Annotated in this window: 7 protein-coding genes and 2 pseudogenes; 4 read left to right on the top strand and 5 right to left on the bottom strand. The window is 53.1% G+C overall.

The features are described from left to right. The 3 genes and pseudogenes from OGV38_RS24260 to OGV38_RS25205 all read left to right on the top strand — a co-directional run. Positions 1 to 1,049, top strand: a 1,049-nt coding sequence (locus OGV38_RS24260) for a beta strand repeat-containing protein (protein ID WP_502874084.1), incomplete at its 5' end; no start/stop codon positions are given. A 14-nt stretch (positions 1,050 to 1,063) separates the two neighbouring features. Next, positions 1,064 to 2,521 (top strand): annotated as a pseudogene (locus OGV38_RS25210) (pectate lyase-fold domain-containing protein); the annotation flags it as partial. 33 nt (positions 2,522 to 2,554) lie between these two features. Beyond that, positions 2,555 to 4,018 (top strand): annotated as a pseudogene (locus OGV38_RS25205) (autotransporter outer membrane beta-barrel domain-containing protein); the annotation flags it as partial. Between the two features lie 61 nt (positions 4,019 to 4,079). Here OGV38_RS25205 and ridA read toward each other — a convergent pair. From ridA to pyrL, 4 genes are all read right to left on the bottom strand, one after another. Beyond that, positions 4,080 to 4,466, bottom strand: coding sequence for a 2-iminobutanoate/2-iminopropanoate deaminase (gene ridA, locus OGV38_RS24250; RefSeq protein WP_016151491.1), 387 nt, complete (start codon positions 4,464 to 4,466; stop codon positions 4,080 to 4,082). A gap of 76 nt (positions 4,467 to 4,542) precedes the next feature. Beyond that, the gene (gene pyrI, locus OGV38_RS24245; RefSeq protein ID WP_016151492.1) at positions 4,543 to 5,004 is read right to left on the bottom strand and encodes an aspartate carbamoyltransferase regulatory subunit; all 462 of its coding nucleotides are present in this window, start codon (positions 5,002 to 5,004) and stop codon (positions 4,543 to 4,545) included. A 13-nt stretch (positions 5,005 to 5,017) separates the two neighbouring features. Further along, a complete protein-coding gene (gene pyrB / locus OGV38_RS24240) occupies positions 5,018 to 5,953 on the bottom strand; it encodes an aspartate carbamoyltransferase (RefSeq protein WP_016151493.1) in 936 nt (311 codons plus the stop codon). A gap of 35 nt (positions 5,954 to 5,988) precedes the next feature. Then, positions 5,989 to 6,090 carry a pyr operon leader peptide gene (gene pyrL / locus OGV38_RS24235; RefSeq protein WP_003025819.1) on the bottom strand — a complete coding sequence of 34 codons (102 nt, stop codon included), beginning with the start codon at positions 6,088 to 6,090 and terminating at the stop codon, positions 5,989 to 5,991. On the opposite strand from pyrL, the gene OGV38_RS24230 reads away from it, so the two are divergent. Beyond that, positions 6,070 to 6,192, top strand: coding sequence for a hypothetical protein (locus OGV38_RS24230; RefSeq protein WP_085951096.1), 123 nt, complete (start codon positions 6,070 to 6,072; stop codon positions 6,190 to 6,192). The two genes, pyrL and OGV38_RS24230, sit on opposite strands and share 21 nt — an antisense overlap. Here the strand turns inward: OGV38_RS24230 and OGV38_RS24225 are convergent. Then, positions 6,189 to 6,668: an arginine repressor gene (locus OGV38_RS24225; protein WP_003839609.1), complete on the bottom strand. Its 480-nt coding sequence runs from the start codon at positions 6,666 to 6,668 to the stop codon at positions 6,189 to 6,191. The two genes, OGV38_RS24230 and OGV38_RS24225, sit on opposite strands and share 4 nt — an antisense overlap. Between the last annotated feature and the right edge of the window lie 111 nt (positions 6,669 to 6,779).

Genomic DNA, 6,779 nt, shown 5'->3' with positions numbered 1-6,779 from the left:
ACGGCAACGACAACACCATCAACAACGGCGGCAAAAACACCGCAGACGGTGAAGGCTCCACCGGTACTGACGTGACCGGCGACGGTAACGACATCAACAACACCGGTGATAACAGTGGCACCAACGGCGGCACCGGCACCAGCGTGGACGGAGACGGCAACACGGTTGATAACGGCGGCAAAAACACCGCTGACGGTGCAGGCTCCACCGGTACTGACGTGACCGGCGACGGTAACGACATCAACAACACCGGTGATAACGGCGCCACCAACGGCGGCACCGGCACTGACGTGGACGGCAACGACAACACCATCAACAACGGTGGCAAAAACACTGCCGACGGTGCAGGCTCCACCGGTACAGACGTGACCGGCGACGGCAACGACATTAACAACACCGGTGACAACAGCGCCACTGGCGGTGGTACCGGCACTAAAGCTGACGGTAACGGCAACACCATCGACAACAAGGGTAACAACACTGCCGATGGCGCAGGCTCTACCGGTACGGATGTAGACGGTAACGGCAACAAAATCATCAACGAAGGCGACACCAGCGCAGCCAATGGCGGCACCGGCACTAGCGTGGACGGCAACGACAACACCATCGACAACAAAGGTCAAACTACGGCTGATGGGACTGGCTCCACCGGTACTGACGTAACCGGCGACGGTAACAAAATCAACAATGAAGGTGGCACCAGCGCAGCCAATGGCGGCACCGGCACCAGCGTGGACGGCAACGACAACACCATCGACAACAAAGGTCAAACTACGGCTGATGGGACTGGCTCCACCGGTACTGACGTAACCGGCGACGGCAACAAAATCAACAACGAAGGTGATACCAGCGCAACTGCTGGCGGCACCGGCACTAGCGTGGACGGTGGCGGCAACACCATTGACAACAAAGGCACCACCACCGCAGAAGGGCAAGGCTCGACCGGTACTGATGTCGCGGGTAATAACAACACCATTAATAACGATGGCGCCAGCAAAGTCATTGACGGTGCGACGGGGCAAAAGTCAGCGGTGACGGCAACACCCTGAACAACGCAGGGGAAATGACCGCAGGCAGTACCGACAGTACCAAACCGAGCACCGGGGTGGATGTTGCCGGTAATAACAATACCATTAACCAGAACGGTAAAATGGTGGTGGGTGATTTCTCCACCGGTCTGAACGTGACGGGTAAATCAAACACCATTAACCTGGCGTCTGAAGAGATGAGCATCACCGGTAATAAGGCTACCGGGGTCAACGTTTCCGGCGAAGCCAATACGGTGACGCTGACAGGCGATATGGTGGTGGATAAAGACCAGAAATCCCCACAGGCGAAGGACTATTTTGTTACCCCATCGTACGGGATTAACGTCAGCGGTAGCGGTAACACGGTAGTGCTGGACGGACATCTTCAGGTCATTGTGGATACTGAGTCGTTTGCTCATGCTGAGCTGCAACGCGATGGTGCCGTAGAAGCCATTCGTGGGGTAGTTGTCAGCGGTGACAATAACCGTGTCGATCTGTTGGGGGGGATTGAGCTTACTGGTGAAGTCAATCAAATTGACGGCAGAGAAGGACGTATTACTGGTGGCAATAGTGGTGGCTCAGCAGTCACCGTTAACGGTAAATCATCGCTTTACCTGCATGGTGACTCATCCATCAATGGTAACTACGCGACAACGTTTGAAAGCATATTTAACGTAACCAATCAGGGTTATCTTGAAATTAGTGAAGGTGCCACTGTCACTAGCAACATCGAAAGTATGAATTCTTATTGGCGTATTGGCGATAATGCTCTGATCATGCTGGGAAGTGGCAGTACGGCGACCAATAAAGGAACGATCAACCTAAGTGACTTAACTTTAAGTTTCCTGGGAGGTGCTTCATCCTTTACGAATGACGGTTCCGTGACTCTTGAAAGAGAAACGACTTTAGTAAGTAATGGCGGAGAAACGACACTCGGCATGCTGTCCACGGGTGGGTCACACGGTGTGAATAACGGAGATATCACTGGATATGTGCGTGCTCAGGACACTGTGCAGTATATGCCTGGGACCTCTACGGGGGGGCAAAATTTCAACAATGACAGCTATGCCATAACCCTTATGAGTGGGATGAGCGGAAGCGAATCTATTAACAATGGCGAGCTGGCTTTATATGGTCGCGGTGAAGCAATGCACGCCTATGGGTCAACAGCCAGTAACAACGGAACGATTACTGCGGATGGGCTCTGGAAAGATGCAAATGACACAACTGTTATAGGCGCTGGTGTATCCTCCACAAGGGCAGTCGATTTTGCCATCGGTATGGGGGAGGGAAATTTAGAAATGAGTGGCGGAGGCGGTTCGGCAGTTAACCACAGTGACGCCACCATCACTATTTATAATGCGGGTGCAGGCATGGCTGCAACTGGCGCGAATAACACGATTATTAACCAGGGCACCATTAATCTCGAAAAAAACGAGTTCTATGATGAGACTAAACCGCTGGTCGGAATGGCGGTGTATAAGGGCGGTGTTGCGTACAACGATGGCACCATCAATATTAATGCCGACAACGGTCAGGCGTTTTACAACGACGGTACAGGTACTATCCATAACAGCGGCACCATTAATCTGAACGGCGGCGCAATGTCGTCAGATGATACGCATATGGGTTCTGCGCCAACTGACAGCAATTCTGCCCCCGCTTCTGTTCAGCGTGTGAGTGGTTATGTGTTGGGTACCAGCGCCAGCGGCTCTGTCGGTACGCTTAATGCGGGTAATAACGCCCTGGCACTGGATTCTGTCAGCGTGGATACCGGTTTCACCGCAGGTACGGCTGCCACGACTCAGACCTTCGACAACGTCTTTACCGGGGCTGATGTGGAAGGCTTGGAAAACATCACCTCTGAAAGCGTGGTGTGGAGCGCGCAGGGTCAGAAAGACGCGAACGGCAACGTGGACGTCACCATGACCAAAAACGCCTACACCGACGTGGTGACCGACAGCAGCGTCAGCGGTGTTGCTGGCGCGCTGGATGCCGCCTACACCAACAACGAGCTGTTCAGTAGTCTGAACCTGAAGACCTCTGCCGACGTGACGAAGGCGATGAAGCAAATCAGCGGCAACAAGGCTGTGAACGTCTCCCGCGACGCCCGCAGACTCAGCAACCGCTTCGATATGCTGGCGGATGCCGCGCCGGAACTGGGTAACGGTCTGTCGTTTAACCTGGTGGCGAAAGGTGACCAGCGTGCCGAACTGGGTAAAGACACTCAGTACGACATGATGGCTCTGCGTCAGAAACTGGGCTTTGGCGATAATCAGTCGCTGACCATGGAGTACGGTATTGCCCGTCTGGACGGTAAAGGCAATGTCTCTTCCGGCAGCGACGGTATCACCGGCGGTTACAGCCAGTTCCTGGGTCTGGAGCACGCCATGCCGCTCGGTGAGGAAGGTCTCTCCTGGAACAACGCCCTGCGTTACGACGTACATCAGCTCGACAGCAAACGCGGCATTAACTACGGTGATGTCAACAAACAGGCGCTGGCGGACAGCCGTCAGCAATACCTGGAGCTGCGTACCGAGGGTCGTAAAACCTTCGCCGTCAGCGAAGGGCTGGATGTTGTGCCATATGCTGGTCTGAAACTGCGTCACACCATGGAAGACGGTTATCAGGAGCGCGGTGCTGGCGACTTTAACCTGAACATGAACAGCAGCACGGAAACGGCGGTTGATTCAGTGGTAGGTATGAAGCTGAGCTATGTCGGTAAGGATGGCTGGGCAGCAACGGCGACGCTGGAAGGCGGCCCGAACCTGAGCTACGTCAGTACTGGCAAAAAAGCGTCCCTGCAGGGGGCGGCAGGTCAGAGCTTCAACGTTGACGACGGTCAAAAAGGTGGCAGCATCAACAGCATGGCACAGGTGGGTGTGAAGTATAACGCCGGTAACACCAGCGCCGGGCTGGACGCTTTCCACTGGAAAGAGGACAACATCAGCGACAAGGGCTTTATGCTGAATATTAAACACAATTTCTGATAACAGCCTGAGTGAGTAAAAACAGAACCGCCGGAGTGATTTCCGGCGGTTTTTTTTACGCTTAGCGACGAACGGCGATCGCTTCAATCTCGATTTTCACGTCTTTCGGCAGACGGGCAACTTCCACGCAAGAACGCGCCGGGAAAGTAGCGTTGTGCTCGGTGAAGAACGCTTCGTAGGTCGCGTTTACGGTTGCGAAATCGTTCAGGTCTTTAACGAAGACGGTAGTTTTTACGATGTCGCCCACTTTCAGGCCTGCTGCTTCAACGATAGCTTGTACGTTTTCCAGCGACTGACGCGCCTGAGCGGACACGTCTTCCGATACGGCACCGGTTTTCGGATCGACCGGGATCTGACCGGAAGTGATTACCATGCTACCCAGGTCAACGCCCTGAACGTATGGGCCGATTGCTGCTGGTGCATTTTCCGTCGCGATAGTCTTGCTCATGATTTCTCCTGAATTACAGCGGTAATAGAATGTACCCGGCCATTATAGGGAGCCGGGAAATCATTACCAACACCAATTAGTTGGCCAGCACCACATAATGCGAAAACTCTTTTTCACAGTATTTGCATTTGAGTGCGATGTCGTCAGCGCGCTTTTTCACTGAAAAACTGGACGATACTGGTTCAGCATGGCTGATGCAGTTGCTGTTCGGGCAAACCAGCACGTTATCGATACGTTCAGGCAGGCTCGGACGTGATTTACCCACCACGTCATAATCGTCAATGCGGTTTACCGTTGCCTGCGGAGCGTACAGGGAGAGCTGGTTTACCTGCTCGTCGGTCAGGAACGTATTTTCGATTTTAATCAGGTCTTTACGGCCCATCTCGCCAGACGGCAGGTTCAGGCCGATGGTGATACGCTGGTCGGTTTCAGTCAGTTTGAACAACGTCAGCAGCTTAAAACCAACCTGTGCGGGAATATGGTCAATTACGGTGCCACGTTTGATGGCTTCAACCTGCAGTTTGTTATCGTGTGTCATCTCTTTTTCTCCCTTACAGTGCCAGTTCGCTATTCAGTACCAGTGCCAGTAACGCCTGGCGGGCGAAGATGCCGTTGCCAGCCTGCTGGAAATACCAGGCGTGCGGCGTCTTGTCGACGTCGGTGGTGATTTCATCAATGCGCGGCAGCGGATGCAGCACCTTCATGTTCGCTCTGGCACCGTTCAGATCGCTGGCACGCAGAACAAACTGTGCTTTCACGTTGGCGTATTCGGACGGGTCCAGACGCTCTTTTTGTACGCGGGTCATGTAGAGGATATCGACCTCCGCCATTACCTCTTCGATAGTGCCATGCAGGCTCCAGGCGATACCTTTTTCATTCAGCATATCCAGAATGTATTGCGGCATGGCCAGCGCGTCCGGGGCGATGAAGTAGAAGCGGTTACCTTCGAACTTTGCCAGCGCCTGGGTCAGGGAGTGGACGGTGCGGCCATATTTCAGGTCACCCACCATGGCGATTTGCAGATTGTCCAGGCGACCCTGCGTTTCCTGAATGGTAAACAGATCCAGCAGCGTTTGGGTGGGATGCTGGTTGGAACCGTCGCCGGCGTTCAGTACCGGCACGTTACCGGAGAACTCTGTTGCCAGACGCGCGGCACCTTCCTGCGGATGACGCATCACGATGGCGTCGACATAGGTGCTAATGACGGAAATGGTATCGGCCAGAGTTTCGCCTTTTTTGCCAAGCGACGTGTTGCTGCTGTCAGAGAAACCCACCACGCTGGCGCCCAGACGGTGCATGGAGGTTTCAAAAGATAAACGGGTGCGGGTTGACGCTTCAAAGAAGCAACTGGCGATGACCTTATGTTTTAACAGCTCTGGCTGCGGGTTAGCTTTTAATTTCGCCGCCGTCGCGAGGACCAGATTAAGGTCATCGCGGCTGAGGTCGTTTATGGAAATGATGTGTTTTTGATAGAGCGGGTTAGCCATGTTTATCTCCTGACGCCTGGGCAAAAAAAAGCCCCTCAATTGAGGGGCTCGGAATGGGTGATTAACGGAAAGAAAAACGGCAGGCCAGCGTCCTTTTTCAGACGCGGTAAGACAAAATGTCGTACACACTGAACCATACATCCTCCCGGCAAATTGTCCGCGATTATACTCAGCTCCGTTATGGGATCAAGCGAAAAATGCACTATTTATTCATCGCAAACGGTTCTTATGAATTTTAATTCATTTTGAATAGATAATTAATCTGCTTGTGGACCAGGCCCGTTCGCTGTACCACCCGCGGCGCGACCCAGACAATACTGCTACCGGCAATGACGCCGAGAATTTCTGGCAACGCGTGATAATCGAGGATTCTGGCTACGGCGCGACCATAGCCTGCTGCCGTGTGGATGAGGATAAACTCGCTATTGTGTTCCACGCTGACCACCATTTCAGCAATCGATCGGGCAGCATCAGGCGCGGGTCGTGATTGCGGATTTACAGAATAAATTTTTTGCCCTTTTGTATTTCTTATTTTTATAGCACCGAGCAGTTTCAGCAGACGAGATACCGTTGACTGGCTAATCCCGGTGAAACCATGGTGTTGTAGATCGCGGCGAAGCGCTTCCTGAGACAGGTAGCTTTTTTCGCTAATCAGGCGCTGACAAATCGCCAACTGTTTCTGCTCTTTGGTCGAGTAATCATCGAATTCCTTCATAAAAACACCCTAAATTTATCATTTGTATCAATGCGATGGCGAAATTCACCACATTTGCAGTATCAATAACGGCTCAAACGGGCGGTTGTGCAGAAAAACGAGAGCGCGCTC

Source organism: Citrobacter sp. Cb080, from assembly GCF_030334745.1.
In the GTDB taxonomy this organism is placed as follows: domain Bacteria; phylum Pseudomonadota; class Gammaproteobacteria; order Enterobacterales; family Enterobacteriaceae; genus Citrobacter; species Citrobacter braakii.
Note: the sequence above shows the minus strand (reverse complement) of the source record. Positions and strands in the feature narration are given on the sequence as shown.

Bases quoted from the DNA above. Each gene is read 5' to 3' on its own strand.
- ridA (WP_016151491.1), bottom strand. From the start codon at position 4,466: ATGAGCAAGACTATCGCGACGGAAAATGCACCAGCAGCAATCGGCCCA.
- pyrI (WP_016151492.1), bottom strand. From the start codon at position 5,004: ATGACACACGATAACAAACTGCAGGTTGAAGCCATCAAACGTGGCACC.
- pyrB (WP_016151493.1), bottom strand. From the start codon at position 5,953: ATGGCTAACCCGCTCTATCAAAAACACATCATTTCCATAAACGACCTC.
- OGV38_RS24230 (WP_085951096.1), top strand. From the start codon at position 6,070: ATGTCGTACACACTGAACCATACATCCTCCCGGCAAATTGTCCGCGAT.
- pyrL (WP_003025819.1), bottom strand. From the start codon at position 6,090: ATGGTTCAGTGTGTACGACATTTTGTCTTACCGCGTCTGAAAAAGGAC.
- OGV38_RS24225 (WP_003839609.1), bottom strand. From the start codon at position 6,668: ATGAAGGAATTCGATGATTACTCGACCAAAGAGCAGAAACAGTTGGCG.